21 protein-coding genes and 1 pseudogene are annotated in these 20179 nt (G+C 36.9%); 8 read left to right on the top strand and 14 right to left on the bottom strand.

Annotation, left to right across the window (positions count from 1 at the left end):
• The first annotated feature begins 94 nt into the window (after window positions 1-94).
• Window positions 95-538 (top strand): DciA family protein, encoded by a 444-nt coding sequence (locus tag AC1M87_RS02255; RefSeq protein ID WP_035265826.1) that lies wholly within the window; start codon window positions 95-97, stop codon window positions 536-538.
• A gap of 97 nt (window positions 539-635) precedes the next feature.
• Here the strand turns inward: AC1M87_RS02255 and lpxC are convergent, their stop codons facing one another.
• The 7 genes from lpxC to murG form a co-directional block, all read right to left on the bottom strand.
• Window positions 636-1538 carry a UDP-3-O-acyl-N-acetylglucosamine deacetylase gene (lpxC, locus tag AC1M87_RS02250; protein ID WP_092766514.1) on the bottom strand — a complete coding sequence of 301 codons (903 nt, stop codon included), beginning with the start codon at window positions 1536-1538 and terminating at the stop codon, window positions 636-638.
• 123 nt (window positions 1539-1661) lie between these two features.
• Window positions 1662-2840: a cell division protein FtsZ gene (gene ftsZ, locus AC1M87_RS02245; RefSeq protein ID WP_035265829.1), complete on the bottom strand. Its 1179-nt coding sequence runs from the start codon at window positions 2838-2840 to the stop codon at window positions 1662-1664.
• 163 nt (window positions 2841-3003) lie between these two features.
• Window positions 3004-4266, bottom strand: coding sequence for a cell division protein FtsA (gene ftsA / locus AC1M87_RS02240; protein ID WP_035265831.1), 1263 nt, complete (start codon window positions 4264-4266; stop codon window positions 3004-3006).
• A gap of 61 nt (window positions 4267-4327) precedes the next feature.
• Entirely contained in the window at window positions 4328-5182 is an 855-nt protein-coding gene (locus tag AC1M87_RS02235; RefSeq protein WP_035265833.1) for a cell division protein FtsQ/DivIB, read from the bottom strand.
• A 3-nt stretch (window positions 5183-5185) separates the two neighbouring features.
• Complete coding sequence (locus tag AC1M87_RS02230) at window positions 5186-6115, bottom strand: D-alanine--D-alanine ligase (protein WP_035265835.1); 930 nt, start codon at window positions 6113-6115, stop codon at window positions 5186-5188.
• 55 nt (window positions 6116-6170) lie between these two features.
• Window positions 6171-7619, bottom strand: a complete 1449-nt coding sequence (gene murC / locus AC1M87_RS02225; RefSeq protein WP_180028490.1) for a UDP-N-acetylmuramate--L-alanine ligase — start codon at window positions 7617-7619, stop codon at window positions 6171-6173.
• A gap of 16 nt (window positions 7620-7635) precedes the next feature.
• Window positions 7636-8733: an undecaprenyldiphospho-muramoylpentapeptide beta-N-acetylglucosaminyltransferase gene (gene murG, locus AC1M87_RS02220; protein WP_179999161.1), complete on the bottom strand. Its 1098-nt coding sequence runs from the start codon at window positions 8731-8733 to the stop codon at window positions 7636-7638.
• Between the two features lie 393 nt (window positions 8734-9126).
• On the opposite strand from murG, the gene AC1M87_RS02215 reads away from it, so the two are divergent.
• Window positions 9127-10344: an MFS transporter gene (locus AC1M87_RS02215; protein WP_481592821.1), complete on the top strand. Its 1218-nt coding sequence runs from the start codon at window positions 9127-9129 to the stop codon at window positions 10342-10344.
• Window positions 10345-10363: 19 nt separating this feature from the next.
• On the opposite strand, the gene gshB is transcribed toward AC1M87_RS02215, so the two are convergent.
• From gshB to AC1M87_RS02200, 3 genes are all read right to left on the bottom strand, one after another.
• The gene (gene gshB / locus AC1M87_RS02210; protein ID WP_481592820.1) at window positions 10364-11302 is read right to left on the bottom strand and encodes a glutathione synthase; all 939 of its coding nucleotides are present in this window, start codon (window positions 11300-11302) and stop codon (window positions 10364-10366) included.
• Window positions 11303-11434: 132 nt separating this feature from the next.
• On the bottom strand, window positions 11435-12328 hold the full coding sequence (locus AC1M87_RS02205; RefSeq protein WP_481592819.1) for a LysO family transporter: 894 nt from the start codon (window positions 12326-12328) through the stop codon (window positions 11435-11437).
• The gene (locus AC1M87_RS02200; protein ID WP_481592883.1) at window positions 12325-13041 is read right to left on the bottom strand and encodes a 2OG-Fe dioxygenase family protein; all 717 of its coding nucleotides are present in this window, start codon (window positions 13039-13041) and stop codon (window positions 12325-12327) included. The genes AC1M87_RS02205 and AC1M87_RS02200 overlap by 4 nt, the downstream gene beginning before the upstream one ends.
• A 331-nt stretch (window positions 13042-13372) precedes the next feature.
• Here AC1M87_RS02200 and AC1M87_RS02195 point away from each other — a divergent pair, with 331 nt between their 5' ends.
• The 4 genes from AC1M87_RS02195 to AC1M87_RS02180 all read left to right on the top strand — a co-directional run bounded on the left by AC1M87_RS02195 (window position 13373) and on the right by AC1M87_RS02180 (window position 16561).
• The gene (locus tag AC1M87_RS02195) at window positions 13373-13930 is read left to right on the top strand and encodes a hypothetical protein (RefSeq protein ID WP_035270262.1); all 558 of its coding nucleotides are present in this window, start codon (window positions 13373-13375) and stop codon (window positions 13928-13930) included.
• A gap of 63 nt (window positions 13931-13993) precedes the next feature.
• Window positions 13994-14929: a hypothetical protein gene (locus AC1M87_RS02190; protein WP_481592818.1), complete on the top strand. Its 936-nt coding sequence runs from the start codon at window positions 13994-13996 to the stop codon at window positions 14927-14929.
• Between the two features lie 250 nt (window positions 14930-15179).
• Complete coding sequence (locus AC1M87_RS02185; protein ID WP_481592817.1) at window positions 15180-15791, top strand: NAD(P)-dependent oxidoreductase; 612 nt, start codon at window positions 15180-15182, stop codon at window positions 15789-15791.
• 146 nt (window positions 15792-15937) lie between these two features.
• Entirely contained in the window at window positions 15938-16561 is a 624-nt protein-coding gene (locus tag AC1M87_RS02180; RefSeq protein WP_481592816.1) for a LysE family translocator, read from the top strand.
• 350 nt (window positions 16562-16911) lie between these two features.
• On the opposite strand, the gene AC1M87_RS02175 is transcribed toward AC1M87_RS02180, so the two are convergent.
• The 4 genes and pseudogenes from AC1M87_RS02175 to AC1M87_RS02160 form a co-directional block, all read right to left on the bottom strand.
• The gene (locus tag AC1M87_RS02175) at window positions 16912-17115 is read right to left on the bottom strand and encodes a hypothetical protein (RefSeq protein ID WP_481592815.1); all 204 of its coding nucleotides are present in this window, start codon (window positions 17113-17115) and stop codon (window positions 16912-16914) included.
• A gap of 60 nt (window positions 17116-17175) precedes the next feature.
• Window positions 17176-17445, bottom strand: coding sequence for a hypothetical protein (locus AC1M87_RS02170; protein ID WP_155757006.1), 270 nt, complete (start codon window positions 17443-17445; stop codon window positions 17176-17178).
• 251 nt (window positions 17446-17696) lie between these two features.
• Window positions 17697-18178, bottom strand: a pseudogene (locus tag AC1M87_RS02165) (GrpB family protein).
• A 384-nt stretch (window positions 18179-18562) separates the two neighbouring features.
• Complete coding sequence (locus AC1M87_RS02160; protein WP_035270248.1) at window positions 18563-18847, bottom strand: hypothetical protein; 285 nt, start codon at window positions 18845-18847, stop codon at window positions 18563-18565.
• Between the two features lie 82 nt (window positions 18848-18929).
• On the opposite strand from AC1M87_RS02160, the gene AC1M87_RS02155 reads away from it, so the two are divergent.
• Together AC1M87_RS02155 and AC1M87_RS02150 are read left to right on the top strand one after the other, a co-directional pair.
• Window positions 18930-19445, top strand: coding sequence for a hypothetical protein (locus AC1M87_RS02155; protein WP_481592814.1), 516 nt, complete (start codon window positions 18930-18932; stop codon window positions 19443-19445).
• 251 nt (window positions 19446-19696) lie between these two features.
• Complete coding sequence (locus tag AC1M87_RS02150; protein WP_092766523.1) at window positions 19697-20170, top strand: hypothetical protein; 474 nt, start codon at window positions 19697-19699, stop codon at window positions 20168-20170.
• Window positions 20171-20179: the final 9 nt, after the last annotated feature.

Below are 20179 nucleotides of genomic sequence, written 5' to 3'. Positions count from 1 at the left end.
AACTGTTCTTACTCAAGTCTCTTGTGTGATCTCTTCCTTGATATCGAAAGAAACAAGCGTTTAAGATTAAGACAAAACAATGTAGGAACAATGTATGTCAGAACCAAAAAATATGTTTCAACAAACAAGACAACACATAAAAACAGGAAACTTATCGTTTCTCACAAAGCAAGTTGCTGACTGGCAGAGACTTACAAAATTAATTCAACCGCTATTGCCCAAAAATGAACAATGGCAAGTTGTCTGTTATCAATACGGTATTTTGACCATCACCGGTGAAAATCAAGCCATGATTAGTCAACTCGGTTACCTTCAAAAACAGTATATTTCTCAGTTATCACAAATCCCTGAACTCAAAGATTTACAAAAAATCCAAGTTCGTCTTCGAGCAAAAAAAGAAATTCCCCAAACACAAACTGAAAATTCCAAAACTTCCTTATGTCCGACAACGCAAGAAATGTTACTCAACGCTGCTAGTTTTGTGAACGATCCTAAGCTTAGCCAAGCTATGATACGTTTGGCAAGCAATAAAAAGTAACAGGACCATTTGATTTAAACGTCATTCACTATTTTAAAGGAGAATTAAGTCACACTTAACAATGTTATACTATAACATTTAACCTGAAGACAATGACTTAGATCACACTTACATATTGAATTGGACAAGACTTTTCGTCATCAAATGTTACAATTTCATAATTAGATGGATCACTCTGAACATTGCGAAGCAGTTGATTATTGAGTGCATGTCCAGATTTGTAACCATCAAACTTCGCAATAATTTGATGTCCGAGTAAATAAAGATCACCCACCGCATCTAATATTTTATGACGTACAAATTCATCAGCAAATCGTAAGCCTTCTTCGTTCACGACACCTGAATCATCAACACCAATTGCATTCTCTAAACTAGCACCCAAAGCTAAATTATTCGCCTTAAGATAATCCAAATCTTTCATAAAGCCGAAAGTACGTGCCTCACTGACTTCATAAACAAATGTTTCCGTTGAGAAATCAATACTGGCAGACTGATATTCTTTGGCAAAGGCTGGGTGATCGAAATCAATCGTAAAATTAAGTTGAAAACCATCATGCGGATTAAAAATAGCGCGCTTATCGTCAATTAATGCTTCTACAGGCTTTAATATTTTTATAAATTTTTTAGGCGCTTCTTGCTCCATCAACTCACCTTGCATGAGTAAATAGATAAATGGACCGGCGCTTCCATCCATAATTGGAACTTCTGAAGCTGATACTTCAATAATCAGATTATCAATACCAAGACCTGCAATCGCACTCATAATATGTTCGATAGTCCCAACTTTGGCATTTTCTTGTACCAAATTCGAACACATAAATGCTTCTTGAATCAGCATCGCATTAGCAGGAATATTTACAGGCGGATTTAAATCAATACGACGAAAAACAATACCCCCATCAGCGACATGTGGTACAAAGTTAATCATTACTTTTTGCCCACTGTGTAATCCGATACCACTCGCTTTCACGACTCGTTTCAGGGTGCGTTGTTTCAACATGTTTCTTCAATATTCATCTAAAATCTAGTATACGTTAGCACATTTAGCCATTGATAAAAATCAAAAAGGTGGCATAAGCGCCACCTTTTCTGTTTGATCATCGTAAACACATTATGTTACATGTTATTTACGCTGTTGATTTTTAAGATAATCTTGAATGCTCATTGGTGCAGATCGAGGCGCTGCAGAAGGCTCAGGGGCTACACTCTCTTGATTCTGACGTTTACTGATTGCTGGAACATCATCTTCATCCAAAGCAGCAGCTTGTCCACCAACTGATGGGTTTACACTCACTGGCGCACGGCGCTTCACTTCCGTTTCATTCGCATTACGAGTTAAACCTGTCGCAATCACAGTAACACGGATTTCATCACGCGCATCTGGATCAAATACAGTACCAAAGAAGACTTCACCTTCATCCAGATCAACAATTTGATTGACAACATCTGTGATAATTTCAGTTTCACGTAAGGTAACATCATTACCGCCAGTGATATTAATTAAAACACCCTTCGCGTTCATAATATTTACGTTGTCAAGCAACGGACTGCGAATCGCAAGACGCGCTGCATCTTCAGCACGATCTGGACCGCTACTCTTACCTTCACCCATCATCGCATAACCGCGTGTGCTCATCGCTGTTTTTAAATCGGCGAAGTCAAGGTTGATATGACCAGGACGCACAACTAGATCAAAGATACTTCGTACCGCGTTAAGCAAGACATCATCCGCTTTGCGATAAGCATCTTGCATCGAGATATCACCATAAACGCTAAGTAGGCGTTGGTTTGGAATGATAATCAATGAGTCAACATGCTTTTCAAGTTCTTCGATCCCTTTTTCAGCAGAACGTTGACGACGACGACCCTCGAAGTTAAATGGAGTGGTGACAACACCAACCGTCAAAATACCCATTTCTTGTGCTATTTCAGCCACGACTGGTGCTGCACCAGTACCAGTACCACCACCCATGCCGGCAGTAACAAATACCATATCTGCACCTTCCAGATGCTGACGGATTAATTCGCGACTTTCTTCTGCTGCAATTTGACCGACATCAGGATTTGCTCCTGCACCTAGTCCACGGGTACTTTGTTGGCCCAATTGGATTTTGAATGGCGCATTCATACGATCCAAAGCTTGTTTATCTGTATTTGCACAAACAAATTTCACGCCTTTGATATCAGATTGCACCATGTGTTGTACGGCATTACCACCACCGCCACCAACACCAAACACAGTAAAACGGGCTTGACCGTTATTATCGGTTTGTTCATCTTCTAAAAATTCAAATGAAGCCATGACCTTAACTTTTCCTAATAAATTTGGCAGTCACTTAAGCCCGTATACTGCCTTGATCTTCAATAATAAAAATTTGTTTTTAGGATGCGTTGCAATCACATTCTTGTCAAGCACATGAAGTTGCTCTTACAAGTTGCAAACAATACTCCCTTAAAAACTAAACTTAAAAAATACCTTTCAATTTGTTATTAAACGCATTCCAACCATTCGCTATGCGCTCTAATAATGGACGCTTATTCACTTCTTCAGGTTGCTCAACCGATTCTTGTAAATCGCTTTGACTAAATAACAGCAGTCCTGTTGCGGTAGAATACATTGAACGTCTTAATGCAGGTAAATGTTGATCATCCGCATATACTTGTAGCGGAGGGTTGCCTAAATGAGCAGAAACACCCAACATACGACGTGATAATGTGATCATACCCTCAATCTGACATGCATCACCACTTAAAACTACACCGTGATATAAACTTTGTAGCGCACCACGTTGTTGTAACTCATCACGCACCATAGAAAGAATTTCTTCGTAACGTGCAATAATAATCTCTGATAGCTCAATCCGACTGATCGCTTGAGGACCATCGATCGCTTCAAACTCGATCATATGTTCAGGTTTGACTTGCTGTAAATCAACACAACCGTAAAGCAATTTGAGTCGTTCAGCTTCTTCGGTCGTCGTTTGCAATACTGCGGCGATATCACGCGTTACATTTTCACCACCACGTTGAATGGTGTGTGCTAGCACTAAATGACCTTCAATATAAACTGCAATATTGGTTGTACCAGCCCCAATATCCAATAAGCATACACCATACTCTTTTTCATCTTTCAGCAATGCACCTTCAGCCGTTGCTAAACATGAAATCACCATCTTTTCGACAAAAATATTGGCGCCTTTCATTGCACGATCTAAATTTTGCATGGTGCTGATTGGTAGCATCATGAGTTGATAATGCGCCGTCATGCTATTTGCTGAAAGGTTAATTGGATTATGCACCCACTCAGGTGAATCATCCAACTCAAAACCCAATGGGACTGCACTTGCAAGATAATGATCAGAAGTTAAATGACTGGCTTTTGCCATTTCTAAAGCTTTAACCACTTCTGAAGTCGTAATGGTGCGTTCTGGATTAGAAATCGGTGTCCGGCCTGTCGCATAAGCACTTTGCAGTTCTGTACTCGGGATCGATACCCATGCTGAATGCACACGACACTCCGCCATATCTTCTGCTTCTTGTACCGCATTCTTAATCGCAGAGATCACTTTTTCAAGGCTAACAATTTTTCCTTTGTTCATGCCTTTATTTCGCGCAGTCGCCATACCGATGACCTGGATATTATCCGGCGCATGCACTTTACCAATTAGAACTGAAACTTTATGTGTCCCAATGTCTATCGCAACAACTGAGGGAACAGCCTCATTCATGATTCACTACCATTTTCTTCATTGTTTATATCTGGCTTATGCCTATTTTTAAAGCCACGTATTATGGCTTTGCAACTCTTGAATCTGCAATGTTAATGTCATTAATGGTTACAACAAACTGACCATTTATAATCTTTGGTGGTGTCGCATTTTTCCATTGAATCGCCAAGCCATTACGGTAACGTAAGTCAATCGCTGAAACTCTTGGCCAAACCACTTTCAGATCTGCTTGAGATAAGTGACTCAATCGTTGCAGTTTGCTCATGGTCTGATCCTGATCCACAATAATACGTAAACCCGAATCGAACTGCATAAACCATGTCCGACGATCTGTTAAATATAGCTCTTTCAAACGCAGATTCACTGGACTAAACAGTTGATTAATTTCATGATAACGTCTCATCATGACTTTTGACTGATCTGACGGACCATGCATAAGTGGTAAATTTGCGTGATTTCTAGAATATGCCTCTGTATAGACCACACCCTGATCACTTAACAGACGTCCTGTTCCCCAACGTGCAATCGGATGTTTCGGAATAACACGAACCTTAATACCGTCTGGCCAAGCTCTAGAAATGACCACTCGATCTACCCAAGAAATCTCTAATGCCTTATCACGAATTTGCTCAAGATCAGCAGTAAAATAATTGCCTGTAATGGTAGGCATTAACTGCTGTTTCACTTGACTAATTTCAGGCTCGGCTTGCAGACCAACCACATCCAAAGATGCTACCTTTGCACTGGTCATGACGCTATATAAGCCATAAATCCCGACCAAAAGTACACAACATGCAAAAATAAGCATGACCCAACCACCCGCATTAATCATTTTCTCTTTGCGAGTCGGTGGTTTGTCATGAATCGATGTAATCGCCGCACGTTTGCGACGCATCGATGGAGGTAGTTGAGCCATAACTTAGTGTGATTCTTTCGCTAAGGTTTGCTCTAAAATAGCCAAACACAAATCTTCAAAACTATAACCTACTGCTTGAGCTGCTTTTGGTACCAATGAATGACTGGTCATGCCTGGAACAGTATTCACTTCTAGCAGCCAAAATTGACCTTGCTCGTCCTGCATAGCATCAATTCTACCCCAACCACTTGCCCCAACAGCTTGAAACGCTCGTAAGCAAAGCGCTTGTAAACTTTTTTCTTCAGCTTCACTCAAACCACAAGGGATACCATATTCAACATCATTACGTTGGTATTTAGCTTCATAATCATAAAAGGCTACATCAGCTGGAGGTTGTAAACGGATGACTGGTAATGGTTGTCCGTTTAAAAATGAAATCGTAAATTCACGACCTGTAATCCACTTCTCAGCCATGACCACGGCATCATGTTGAGTCGCTTTTTTAATTGCTTCAGCTAAATCCTCTGCTTTCTCAACCTTACTCATGCCCACACTCGAGCCTTCGTGCACGGGTTTGATAATCAGTGGTAATCCAAGCTCTGCAACGAGTGCTTGTGCATCAGTATCTTTAGAAACAATGCGGTATGGCGCTGTAGGAAGTTCAGAACCTTGCCAAATTTGCTTGGTCTTTACTTTATCCATTCCGATAGCCGACCCCTGCACACCAGTTCCAGTATATGGAATATTTAACCACTCTAATGCGCCTTGGATTTGACCATCTTCTCCACCACGACCATGTAACACAATAAATGCACGATCGTAATTTACCAGTTCAGTCACACTGCGTTCTTGAGGGTCAAAACCCTCTGCATTCACCCCTGAACGTACCAATGCTTCAAGTACAGCCTTACCACTATCTAATGACACCTCACGCTCTGCAGATTTACCACCAAGCAATACAGCAACTTTGCCGAATTTAGAAGCATTTGACACGTTTAGTTCCTTAAACTTATAAAATTTTCAATTTAGCCAAATCATCAAACGACGATTATTTTAAATAGAGCTGGTTCTGAGCAAGCTCAATTGAAATTGCTCCAACGTTACCCGCACCTTGAGTCAATAACAAGTCATTTGCTTGTAACACTTTTTGTATCACATTTGGCAAATTCCCTTCTACTGGATCAATCAAGATTGGTTCAACATCACCACGTAATCGGATACTTCTTGCCAGTGAGCGACTATCTGCACCAACAATCGGCTTTTCACCTGCAGAATATACTTCTAATAGCAGTAATTGATCGACTTGTGACAAGACATCAACGAAATCATCAAAACAATCACGTGTACGGCTAAAACGGTGAGGTTGGAACATCATCACAAGTCTACGATCAGGATGACTTGCTCGCGCAGCTTTAATCGTTGCTTCAACTTCTTTTGGATGGTGACCATAATCATCAACCAGTTTGACCGTTCCATCACCTAACTCAAATTCACCTTGAATTTGGAAACGACGCCCTACACCACTAAAACTTTCTAAAGCACGAGCGATTGCAGCATCAGATACACCTTCATCAGTTGCCACACCAATCGCAGCTAACGCATTAAGGATGTTATGCAAACCAGGCATATTAATGGTTAACTTGAGTGGCTCTTTGTTTTTACGAAGCACAGTAAAATGTGATTGCATCCCCTCTTGTACCACATCTACAGCACGAATATCGTTATCTTCGTTAAACCCATAAGTTAAAACAGGTCGACCAATACGTGGCATAATTTCACGAATATTTTGATCATCGCCACACACCACTGCTAAACCGTAGAACGGAAGCTTCTGCAAGAATTGAACAAAAGTATCTTTCAAAACATCGAAGCTACCACCATAAGTGTCCATATGATCAGCATCAATGTTGGTGACAATAGCGGCCATTGGTTCTAAATATAGGAATGAAGCATCAGATTCATCTGCTTCAGCTACAATATAACGACTCGCACCTAAAGCAGCATTTACTCCAGAGCGATTAAGCAAACCACCAATCACGTATGTCGGATCCATGTTTTCTTCAGCAAGCATACAGGTCACCAAACTTGTCGTAGTGGTTTTACCATGTGTGCCTGCAACCGCAATACCATGACGGTAACGCATCAACTCGCCCAACATCTCCGCACGACGCACTACAGGGATGCGTGTTTCAATCGCTGCTTTAATTTCTGGGTTTTCTTGGTCAATCGCGGTCGATACAACCAATACATTCGCACCGTTAATATTATCAGCAGCGTGTCCGATATGAACTTTAATGCCATTTTCTTCAAGCTGTGCAGTGGTTTTAGAGGCTTTAATATCCGACCCTGAAACTTTATAGCCTTGGTTTTTTAAGACTTCCGCAATCCCGCACATTCCTGCACCACCTATACCCACAAAATGAATATGTTTGATACGGCGCATTTCAGGAATTTTGATCAGGTTTTTTGCTTTATCAGCTGGGTTCGTTGAAGACATAATTTTCTCTAAAAACTTACAAATCTTGAATTAAACCAACCACACGCTGAGTTGCATCTGGTTGAGCTTGTTGACGTGCTTTAACAGCCATTTCCGTCAACAATGTACGGTTCATGAGTGGCAATAAAACTGCTTTTAATGAATCAGGAGTGAGTGTCGCTTGTGGACAAATTTTTGCAGCATTAATATCTGCTAGGAATTTGGCATTCGCGGTTTGGTGATCATCTACCGCACTTGGCAAAGGTACAAATACGGCTGCAACACCCGCGGTAGCAATCTCAGTAACTGTCAGTGCACCAGCACGACAGATTACTAGATCGGCATTGGCATAGGCTTCCGCCATATTTTCAATAAACGGTTGAACTTCTACCTGTAAATGATCAGGAGCATCGGCATAACGTGCCCGCGTGCTATCAGCATGATTTTGACCACACTGATGATAAACACTTAAAGGAACATCTAATTGTTTCAGTGCTTCGGGTACGCGCTCATTCAATGCTTGTGCGCCCAAAGAGCCGCCTACAATTAAAATACGAATAGGTTGATTGGCTTTTTCTCGCTCTTGATATCGCCAAGCAGGACTCAATATCGCAGAAATTTCCTTACGTACGGGATTACCTGTAGTCACGATTTTATGGTTTTCTGGAAATGTTTTCGGGAATGCCTGACAGACCGTTTTAGCAACACGAGCCAATTGGGTATTGGTGAAACCCGCTACTGCATTTTGCTCATGAATGATGACAGGAATACCAAGAATACGCGCAGCCAAACCACCAGGACCTGCAACATAACCGCCAAAACCAGCGACTGCATCTACGTTTAATCGTTTCATATAGCGCATTGCGCTAAGCGTTGCTTTTAAAATTTTAAAAGGGGCTTGCAGCTTACGGACGATTCCATTGCCACGCACACCCTGAATATCAATTTGATAAATTGGAATGTGGTGATTTTTAAGCAAGCGGTTTTCCATACCGGAAGGCGTTGCCAACCATGACACTTCGACACCTTGCTGTTGTAATTCCTGAGCAACTGCTAGGGCAGGAAATACATGTCCACCTGTACCTGCAGCCATCATCATGACATGTTTAGGTTGTTTATGCTGAGCTTGTGTCACGGTCTAATTCTTCAAATCTAAGAGCTAACAGAAAATTTTATATAAGGTATCAATTGTAATCACAATCGTATATCCATGAAAGTTTATTTACTTTTTTTCACGGACCCTTTAATTGTTTTTTTCATATGATTTCAGAGTTTAAACTAGATTTATTATGAGGTGTGCCTTTTTTATGTATTTTACCATTCGATCTAGTTTATAACGCACCAACATAATGATTAATGTGCACATTAAAAACCACCACAGCATTGGTTCTATTGTTCCTTCGTATCTGCGCTACCGCCATATTGGATATAAACTTATGTCTAAATGGTATGAGGCAATAGTTCTATTTATGATATTGCTATATCTCATTGAGATTCAGCTCGCGAATAAAAGGATTTTTAAACGCAAATGTCAAAAATATCATCTTATGACATTTGGATTATTTTGGCAGGCTACCTTGCTGCAATTCATGTCGGTAAACTTTCTGCTGTTATTCCAATTCTTCAAAAAGATTTAAATCTAAGTTTCACCCAAGCAGGCCTATCCTTATCACTGGTTCAAGGTGCTGGAATGCTATTTGCCCTGTGTATTGGTGCTGTATCTGAGAAAATAGGACTCAAAAAATGTCTTATTTTTGCACTCATTCTATTGGGGATGAGTAGTTTTGCAGGCTTATGGATTGATCATAGTGTTAGCCTTTATTTTTTTCGATTTATGGAAGGCATTGGATTTCTCACCATTAGTCTTTGCGCTCCCGCAATTTTAAAACGCCTAAGCACGCCTGAAACCATGAATTTTAAAATGGGGTTATGGAGTTCTTATATGGGAGTTGGGGTTAGTCTTGCTATTTTGACCATCCCTGTATTACTCGAATGGCTCAGTTGGCAACACATTTGGGCATTATTTGGTGCCTTGTGTTGGCTGGTTGCCTTGATGATTTACCATTTTTTACGTTATGACGATAAGCAAACCACTGTAACGACAAAGGCACTGAGCACATCAACCTCCAACTCTTTTTTATCTATTGTTAAAGCCACCGCGACCCATCCACCCATTCTCTGTCTAGCCGTTATCTTTGCTTGCTATACCAGTCAATGGATCACACTCACAGGTTTTTTACCCAGCTTGTATGTCTCATTCAATATGGATTTAAAGCTTGTAGGAATTTTGGTGTCAATGGTTGTGTTATCTAACTTAGGTGGAACCTTTGGCGCAGGCGTATTACTTCAAAAAGGCATAGCTCCTTTTAAATTACTTCAATTTAGTTTTTTAAGTCTAATTTTATGTAGCTGGGTTGTATTTTCACAACCCTATTGGTTGATTTTTGAGTTGCAATATTTGTGCGCTATTTTGTTTTCTTTTATCGGTGGCATTATTCCGACGACCGTCTTTGCCAATACGCTTAGATACGCGCCACAGGTCAATGCAGCAGCATCCAGTATGGGCTTAGTGCTGCAAATTTCTGCATGTGCGCAGTTCCTTGTTCCCCCAGCAACAGCAGCTCTCGTTTCGTCTTCTCACCAGTGGTCCAATGCCGCATGGGTTACCGTAAGTCTTTCCACCCTAGGACTATTGACCAGCTATTATTTATTTAAAATATATACGCAAAAAAAAGAGCCTATTTAGGCTCTTTTTTGCAGATCAACTAACGTCCAGTTTCTAAAACATCAAATAATGTATCTGCGATAGATGTACCAAATTGTGCATCTATTTCACGTATACATGTTGGACTAGTCACATTAATTTCTGTTACATAGTTTCCAATGACATCAAGACCAACAAATACTAGTCCCTTCTCACGCAAGAATGGTCCAACTTTAGCAGCAATCGCCTTATCATTTTCAGTCAACGGACGTGCTTCACCACGCCCACCAGCAGCAAGGTTACCTCGCGTTTCACCATTTTGTGGAATACGAGCTAAACAATATGGTATTGGCTCACCATTGACCATCAGAATACGCTTATCTCCATCCACAATTTCAGGAATATAACGTTGCGCCATAATCGGTTGCTGCCCCATTTGAGTCAACATTTCCAAAGTTGAACCGATATTTGCCCCTGCAGCAGTTAAACGGAAAATCCCCATACCGCCCATCCCATCTAGCGGTTTTACAATCACATCTTGATGTTCAGCAATAAACTCTCGGATTAAACTTTGCTGTGAAGTTACCAAAGTCGGAACCTGCAGTTCTGGAAATTGTGTAGCGAACAGCTTTTCGTTACAGTCTCGCAAACTTTGAGGTTTATTGATAATCCAGGAACCTTCACGTTCCGCTTGTTCCAGAATATAAGTTGTATAAACAAAGTTCATATCAAAAGGTGGATCTTTACGCATGAGTACAACATCGTATGCGGCTAAAGATTCTTTCTGTTTTTCACCAAGTTCATAGTAATGATTATAATCCTCAAACACTTTAAGTGGTGAGATCAAACCAAAAGCTTTGCCTTGATCGATATATAAATCTTCCTGAAGTGCATACCCTAACTCATGACCGCGACGTGCAGCAGCCCAAAGCATTGCCATGGTCGAATCTTTTTTGAGGTTTACATTTTCGATGGGATCCATCACCACAAGTACGCGCATGATCTGTTCTCTATTTTATCAATGAAGCGATTATAACGAAGTTTAGTGAACGATCTACTGATCTATCAAAGGATCAATTGTATAAATTCAGAGAAGCTCTTTCCTATTTCTGCTGAGCACTAGAATTTGGATTCATATCAAACTACTAAAAAAAATAATAAAAAACGGCGCAATGAGCGTCAGGAAAAATCCACTGAGAATTGCAATTTGTACATCTAATGGTGAACAATTGTTTTTTACAAAGGGTAAAGTCGAGTCCATCGCCGTGGCACCACATACACCAATGATTGGCTTTGGATAACGCTGACCTAATAAATACAACAATGCAATCGCATAAAACTCTCGTACAAGATCTGTAATCAAAGCAAAAGTTCCCTGCTCAGGTCCTAAAACTTTAGCAACTAAAGGACCAGAAAGAGAGAACCAACCAAATCCACTCCCCATCACAACGAGTTCGACAAAAGATTGAGTCATGATATGACTCGTCAAATAAGCCGCAATAAATAGTGCAATGATTGAAAAAAATGGCACTTTAATATGATTCATAGTGAGGGCTTGAATTTTAATCGTAGACAAATCCACTCCGATTAAAAAAATCAACACATACAATAGTATCGCGCTTAACATTTCCCCTGATAAAGTCTTGGGTAATAGCCAATATAGCCCCATCCCGATCAACACCATTCCAATCGCAATCAAGCATTCGGTAATAGGTTTGAGCATATCCTTGAATGATTTTTGGTGCTCAGCCTTAAAGTGGCTACGATTAAATAAAAGTCCAAAGGTAATCACACTTAACACTGTAGAATAAATAAAAGCTTCAATTAATATTTTTGAACCAAGATCTTTATCAAACAAGACACTGCCAAATTGAAAGCCTATAGAGATGAGGAGCAACCACACCAAAAACGTAATTTGACCAACCAATATATTGCGGACTTGAACGTTTGCAGCTTTACCTGTGCCCCAACCCAATATAAGAGAAATGAGAATAGGTAGAAGCGAAATTATTAAATTTTGAATCATATTTTTTGCTTTGTAAGAGAGAAATCAATCAAAATCATCCAGCGCTCACCAGCCTCAGCATTTGTGCCTTGATCTATTTTTCTAATAGGTGATACATAATGTGAAACTGCTGGATCGTGTACAGCAAAACTTTCAGAAGCTTGTCTCAACGTAAATTTTTGATAAATATTATAATTATTTACCTCATCTAAACGCTTATTTCTTTCCTGAGGTGATGCAATAAAGTTTTCACCTCCTTCAATGTTATTGCTCCTATAAAACAAATGAGCAAATGTGAATGGCTCACCATCCTGATGAAAACAATTAGGCGAACTAATTCCTAGCTGATCGGCATGAGTTGAACGCAGTTTGACAAAATGGACACCCACGTAAATTGGCAGATAGGCATTTTCCAAACCAAAAGTAAGTTGATAATCATCTACAATCAAATCATTAAGATATTGCGTAGATTTAGCTTCTTGGCTCAACGCGTTAAAATAACGAATCGACTGATGCTCGGGATTGTTCCCTCCCTGATCATATCCAGATAACTCCTGCCCTATATTATCACGCACTGTCGGCAACCAAATAGGCTTAAGATCTTTTTCCCAAGGTAAAATTAAGGCATTTCCGTATCTTCTAAACCTTTGAGTATGTGTAGGTGCAAAAGGATCTTTTTCAAGTTTTTCAAACTCTTTAGCTAGTAATAGTTTAGAAAATCCACCTCTATAGATTTATAATGTAGATACCCTTTTGCTTTGAAGGTATTCTTCAAATCAATTTCTTGATGTTTTATAGCAGTCAAATTGCTATACGATTCAGTATTAGCGTCTAATTGATCAAGCACAATTAATCCTTAAGAATAACTAAATAAATATCATAGTTACGCTAAAATTATTACGTTTTTATTAAGGTTTACTCACAAAATAATATTACTATTTCAAATTAAATTATTAAGAAAAATTACAAAATTATTGTTACAACTTCAAATACAAGTTACATCAAACGTTAACATCGTTGAATAAAACTAACAGGACTTGCTATTCCAACAATAGGTACAAGTCCATGATTAAAATAATTTCTACACTCTGTTTACTCACTATCAGTTCAATTACTTTAGCAGCAGGCAATCCTACACGAGTCGGTGATGTACTCGGTCGAGACCTCGACGTTCCACTCGTTGGTGCATTAGGGCATACAGGTGTATATGTAAGTTCAAACAATATTGTTCAAGTCATGAACAAAACGGCATATGTAGATGTGATTGAATATGTCAGCTTAAGTGGATTTAAAACTACAAAATATTGGGGAGCAAAGGCCAAAACAAGTTTTGGATATAAATCTCCTTACTCATCTGCTGCTAATCAAATCACTGCGATTTCAAATCAGCAACGACCTCATGTCGCTTACACGCTGTATTCAGCAACACCGAACCCAGCTGTGCAAGTCTGTTCACAATATAACTCCAATGGTGCTTGTAGCAAATATACATGGCAAAAGGGAACGTTCCGATGTGACAGCTTTACGAAATGGCTCTACACTCAGACGGGTAATGGTAATCTAGGAGGAAGCACACCGCGTGGAACTTTCAACAGTAGCTTACTCACAATTACACGAGTGTAAATAAATCATTCCATTGGATTGCCTTCACATCTCTGATGTTGAAGGCAACGACAGCTTAATATTATGAATAAGAAAAATATTTTTTTGGTTATTTTGATCTTCGTGATCTGTGCAGTAATTTTATGGGTGTATTTGAAATCGACAGCAGATACGACTCAAAGTATATCAAATCAAAACAATAATACTTCAACGTTAAAAAGCAATGAAGATCGCTCGACTAGCATGTCTGAAAATAGTGCAGATATGAAACTCAACACTAACCTACCCGTATGGGCAAAAAAGTTACTTCAACTTGATCAATCTGCTGCGAATCGAGAAGAAAAAATACATGATTTAATTCAGCTCCTTGAACAAAACCAGCATGATGAAAATGCAATAGAAGAAATCCTGACTCAACTTACTTCTCTCAATCCTTTAGAAGCAACTGAACAAATTTTGCCATTTCTAACACATCAAAATCCTAAAATTCAAAGCTTAGCGATAGGCGCACTGAATAATGCGATGTTGCTGACTGATCGAGAACATGAACTCAAAAAATCCTTACCTGAAAATGATTTGATTCGACAGAAAATTAGTCACGCTTTAGAGCAACGTTTTCAGGATCCAAATTTAGATCCAAAGGTTAAACAAGTTCTTATTTCTAGCCTACCGCATACCGCATCTGTCCAAACTCAGCACAATCTTGCACAAGAACTTCTTCAACAAAATTCTATCTCACCAAACGAAGCACAATTTCTTTCTCAATATCTGCTAAATGGTCAGGGAAATAACACAACTTTAGAACAACTTGCGCATAAAAATCCGAAGATGATTGAAGACATTATTGCGATTTTAAATATTCAAATTGTCGACCAACCCGCCATAGTTGAAGTTCTGAATAATGATCAAAAAAAGCAACTACATGATTTTATCTTACAACATCCACCAAACTCGAAAGATGAAAGCTATGGATATAAAAATGATATATGGCGATTTTCTTTAAACCAACTTCAACAATAAATAAGAGTTAGACTGGTTTTATATGAATATTTTTCAAGCTTATAATTACATAAAATTTACATTTAAAATAATTAAATAACTTCTCACTCCTATTTTAACTATAAATCAACATAGATTTAATACATTAATATTTTTTATTTTAAGCTAAATTAATATTACATTTTAATCATTCATGATTTCATTTTCTTAATCGTGATGACTAAATATTTAGCACTCCAATAATCATAGCTATAAATTTAATGAGGGCATTATGAAAATAGTATTAATTGGTGCAACAGGCATGGCAGGTTCTCGTATTCTTGAAGAGCTTGTTTCACGTGGACACTACGTCAAAGCGATTGCGCGTAATACAAGCAAAATTTCAGATACAGAGCGTGTTTTAACTGTAGATTTAGATTTAAATGATCAAGAAGCACTTGTAAATGAGCTGAAAGGTCAAGATGCTGTAATTAGTGCAGTACGTTTCCAAGGTCTTGATATCAATTCACTTCTTAATGCTATTCGTGAATCAAAAGTTAAACGTTATATTGTTGTTGGTGGCGCTGGCGGTTTAACTGTACCAAATCAAAATGTGCGTGTAATCGATACAGAGGACTTTCCTGATGCATATAAAGCTGAGGCGGAAGCAGGCATTCAGTTCTTTGATAAGTTAAAACAAGTGGACGACATTGACTGGACTTTTATTGCTCCTGCAGCGGAATTCGGTCCTGGTAAGCGAACTGGTGAATATCGCTCTGGTAAAGATGAACTTATCGTTGGTGAAGAAGGCAGTAAAATCTCTGCAGAAGATTTCGCAGTAGCGCTCAGTGATGAGCTGGAAAATAATAACCATATTCAAGAGCGCTTTAGCGTAGGTTATTAATATTCAATAATATAATAAAAAAGGAAGCTTAAGCTTCCTTTTTTATTATATATTTCACTCTATGAGATATTTTAAATAAATGAGATGAATGAAATCTAAAGAGGTTATAATATTCATATAAATAAAATTTAAAAATTAGTCTTTTCATGAACTATCTTGAGTATTTTTTATATATTTTCACTGTCATTATTATGATTGCCACTCCAGGCCCGGTTATGATTTTGGTGGCCAGTGCAGGCGCAAAAGGTGGTTATCGAAAAGCATTACAAACCATTTTAGGCACTAATGTTGCCTCACTATGTTTAATTGCGCTTTCAATTCTTGCACTTAAGGGTGTTCTTCATTTTAATGAGCATATTTTCAACATCATCAAAGTCCTAGGATGTCTTTATATTGGCTATTTAGGTTTTGAAATTCTTAGAGAAACTTTTCAGCACAATCAAACTGCCTCTTCAAAGATCAAACCTATCGATGGCGGTTTTTCCAAAGGGTTTTTAGTTGGAATTTCCAATCCAAAAGATATTATTTTCTTCACTGCTTTTTTTCCGCAGTTTATTCAAATTACACCAAATATAGATTTAAGTTTGTCGCTGTTAATCATCACATGGATTCTTCTAGATTTTGTCGTACTATCTTTGGTCTATTTAGGTTTTAACGCTATTTCTCAACAACGTATTTATTCAAAAATCTTAGCCTTGTGTGGCGCGATCTTCATTAGCATTGCTGGGTATGGGTTACTCCACACAGCGCTCTTTTATGAGTCACTTTAACTTATTTAAACTAAAATTTATGAATGAATTTATTCCCGGGGTTTCTAATGATGCAACCCGCCATGATCGTCTTTTATTCAGAAGATAAAAATCATTGATTAGATGATTCTTGCCTGCGATCAGGTTATGCATTTGATATACCCCACCGTGGCAAAATCGTCCTTGAGTGATGAGGTTACAAGAACTGAATGAAAAGTTGGGCATAACGTAAAAATGTAATTTGTGTGATGCAGATAAGAATTTCGCATAACGTGTATTATGTTAATTTTAGAGAAACTATTACAAATATAATATTACTTTTGCATTCTCAAATAAGCCGTTATATTTCTTAAAAAATCTATAAAGAACTGTTATTGCTGATTATTATTTTTTAAATTAGGCCGAATTTTATAAATATTATTTTGGAGTTCAAAAATATGACTGAGAGCTTTTCCTATCAGTAAAATATTCTCTCTATTTTCTAGTGATGGATCCGATTGAATCTTACTAGGAATACTGTCTAATAATATTGCGGCTTGATATAAATCATCATTTATTTTTTTTAATTGATCCATTTTTCTCTTCTATAGATGTTGGTAAGGATCCCAATCATATTACATTGAGATCCTGATTTATTAGACCGTGGTATATATTGTTTTAGCTTCTCTAGTTTCTGAACTAAAAAGGTTTAATAATCTATTCGATGATGGCACAGGAAGATTTGGTGGATTCCAGTCACCTGTAGTGATGCATGTATTTAAAGAGTTTCCACACTCTGACATTCCACCGCTACCAGCAGACCCATAGACATCAATACAGTCTGCATAATATTCTGCACACAATTCTTTAGTTAAATAATATGAAGGCGTTGTAGGATCATATGCAAGAGCAAGACTACTAGTCATTATTGTACTAATTAAAACTATTTTTTTAATAACATAAGAAAACCAACTTTATTGTTAATTTGATATTTAAATATAGTTTATTAAAAGTTAAGCATTATTAAAATTACTTAAATCAAACATATTTTTAAATAAATTTACTTCTATTTAACATAATAGGCGTTATGCGAAATCAAAAATAGTAGATAAGGATCCTATTTTGACCTTAATACAAAACGTAACATTTTGATTTAAATTAAGAAAATATAAATATTTTAAGAAATATTTTTATATAATATCTCTTCAATGAAAGAAGCTTTTACCTTTCTATAATCATCTTCTTCAAATCCAATACAGTCGATTTTTAACTGATTATATTGATCTACTAAATGTGGTGAAGAAATTAAGATATCTCTAAAAGTTAGAAAATTTAAGTACAAAGAATCTTCAGTAATAACTTGAAATGCTATATCTTTCTCAGAGTTAATAGCTTCTAGCATGCAAAGATCATTTGTTCTTAACGTATTGCCTTTCTCTCTAAAATTTAATTTTTTTAATAAATTTATAGATTTTTTAAACTCTTTTCAGGGATACAAACTAAAATATCGAGATCACCCTTAGAATATGCATTAGGTATTGCTGAAGATACTATATGCTCAACTCTAGCATTTGGAAGTAATCTTATAATTTTCTTTTCATATTCATTAAAAAGAATTTTCAATTCATCTTGATAAGCACTTGCAGGAAAAAATTTCATTATTCTAAAAACTAACTATTAATTCAGAAATACTTTATCAAACATAAAAAATCTAATAATTTTTTTATGTTTGATTTATTTAACATAAAATCTCTTATGTGAAATATATTAAAACAATAACTAAAGAAATTAGGTGTTCTTTTAAAGAAAAATGAGTAATCAAATTAAATGAGTATTTTTTAATCAACCATGTAATCCATGGTGTACATTGTTTCTAGTATTTGTCATCTTGGATGTAATTATTCGTTCTTTTATTATAAATAAATATAGAGCAGGAAGTTCTAGAAAATAAGATATGGATAAACAGGGAATGTTAAACGTCCAGCACCATTAAGCCTCTTATTAAAAAGCCCGACATGATGTCGGGCTTTTTAATAGAAATAATTACCAACGGCTCAATCTACCATTGTACAACATATCATTGATCTCACTTTGAGTTCTCCATGAACATTGGACAGTCGGATATTGATCCCCTCGATTAGAATGATAATCTCTATGGCGATCAGCAACTCTGTCACAATCAGCGATTTTATTATAAGGTCCACCTATTAGATGCCAAGTCTCTCCATGAGAATTATGTTTACATAATAGGAACAAGGGCTTATTAGCAAATACCAGAGTAGCTAATGAAGCTAATAATCCCCCAATAATAATTTTTTTTAATTTCATAATTAATTTCCTTTTTTAATCTACTCTTAATTATAATATAATAATATTTTTTAAAACACAAAAGGTATTTTCAGGTGATATTATGAGAAATATATTATATTTATTCTTATGTATGTCTTTTACACTAATAACTAATGCTGCTTATGCATCAGATATTAATGATAAAAGTGAAATAATTAAGAAAATTAATTCTTGGTTAACTGAACATGTCGTAGATGAATTTGTAGAAGATAAAAAAGTTCCACAAGAAACATTTTATAGTAGTGCTGCTATAAACGTTGATGTGATGATGGTTGGACAAAGACTGAAGTATGATTATGATCGTCCAGTTTATGTTGAAGCCTATGATAATATTAAATGGTCAGACATGAAAAAAAATAATAATGGTAAATATTTAACAATTAATAAGGAAAATGTTAATGGGTTCTTGTTTTTTAAGAAACCTAACATAAAGTTGATAAAAGTAAATACTTATAAATCACCCCGTCCAACAAGAGAAGTTACAGATACAATAGAATTCCCTTTAACGAAAAAAGTTAGTAAAAGTGAGATTAATAAACTTGAACTACTGTTAAGTCAGTTAGCTAATAGTAAATAAAAAAAATGATGTGATTATTCAATTACCACTATTTCTATAGACTTTCTTTTAATTAGATAGAATGAGAATTAAAGAAAGATATTTCATAATAGAGTAGTAAGGCGTATGATCCTCGTGAAAATCATTTTTATATTATTTGGTTACTAAAAAATCCTGTTTTAACTCATTTCTATTAGTCACCAATCTAACTACTAGAAAGCTTATATTTTTAAGAAATAAATATTGTTAAACCTTTAGATAAGGCTCAGATCATGAAAATTTATAGCTTAGCTTTAATTGCTATTTTTTGTTCATCTACTTACGCAAAAAAAGTTGATAGTTTTTCTTCATTACAAGATGCTCATGAGGTTATAGACGAAGCAGGGCTCTATACCCAAGAAATAGTAGGTAATAATATCCGAGCTGATCTTTTTTCATTTGAGAGTTCAGGATGTTCAACTAGTTATTCAATAATGTTTACTGATAAAGATCGTAGTGGCAATAATGGAAAATATCTGCGAGAAATTTCTATAGATTGGACAAGAGCTAGTGTGAGAGGAGATGGATATACGATTAATAAGCTTTATGTTGGTCCTGTAAAATATTCACAATATACTTTATTAAATGGATGGAAGTTAGATCCTACAAGAACAGGCGGTGCTGCTATATGGTACGTAAAAGATAGTCATGCTAAAAAGATGAATGCAGCTCTTGATTACTTACATGAAAAGTGTAAATACAAATAAACTACCGGT

The organism is Acinetobacter sp. 24-47-62, from assembly GCF_056779765.1.
Note: the sequence above shows the minus strand (reverse complement) of the source record. Positions and strands in the feature narration are given on the sequence as shown.